This window comes from Paraburkholderia elongata, assembly GCF_013177735.1.
GTDB lineage: Bacteria > Pseudomonadota > Gammaproteobacteria > Burkholderiales > Burkholderiaceae > Paraburkholderia > Paraburkholderia elongata.
The window spans coordinates 1-856 of sequence record NZ_WOEZ01000320.1; the positions used below are offsets into that span (position 1 = coordinate 1).

The following is an 856-nucleotide window of genomic DNA, read 5'->3' on the forward strand; positions in this document are numbered from 1 at the left end:
CATACTCGACAACCTTGAACTGCCCGGCCGGACAGTTGCCGTATCCGGCCCGCTGCAGAAACCAGCCCAGATACACCACTCGCATGAGTTCATTGACGTGGTGTCCGTTTCCGTGACCACTGCGGCATGCGACCAGCGCAAGATGACAGGCGAGAGACTGTGCGTTTGCCGACGCACGATCCATCGGCAACAGAAGCGCCCTGGTCAGCGGTTTATGGCCGCGGGAGCTGCGGAACTTATTTCGCTTCGAGGACACGGATTCTGAGGTTGCACGAAGCGGGTTGAGAACGGGCAGATTATAGCGGCACTGCCTGCGGGGATTTTCTGCTACCAATAGCCGCCACGCGCCGCGTCCGTCATCAGCATCCGCCTTTTCCTCTTCGCTCACGTTCACATTCAACAGAAAGAACCATCGCCAGTGTCGGATGCCCGCCCAAGTTGCAGGGTACGGGCGTCTCGTTCATGGGCGCCCCGTCGCTTCCTTGTAGACCGGGGGTTCGGTGTGTTCGTGTCGCAGAAAACGCAAGACGGTTAGTTGCATCTGCCTCTTTTGATCGGGGCACCAAAAGGTGAGCCATTTCGGGAGACCAACGGGCTAACTCTGTCTGAGCCAGCATCGTTTCAATCAACCTGGTCGCGGCAGGTGATCAGCCGAGGCACCCGCTCGAACGACGAGTAACAAGGCAGGCCTCACGCGCCAGCGTTCGCCCGGGGGCTATCGGCGGTAGTCGACCCGACTCGGACAATCGATCCAGTCGCTCGTGTGTCCGCTTGCTAGTATGCACCGGACGTTCCTAACCCAAATCACTTTCTAGTACCTCTTGGCGGAAGGGGTATGAGCGTGTCCGCCCGTTTC

Annotated in this window: 1 pseudogene; it reads right to left on the bottom strand. The window is 59.1% G+C overall.

The window, feature by feature from the left end:
* Positions 1–388, bottom strand: a pseudogene (locus tag GNZ13_RS49830) (hypothetical protein); the annotation flags it as partial.
* Between the last annotated feature and the right edge of the window lie 468 nt (positions 389–856).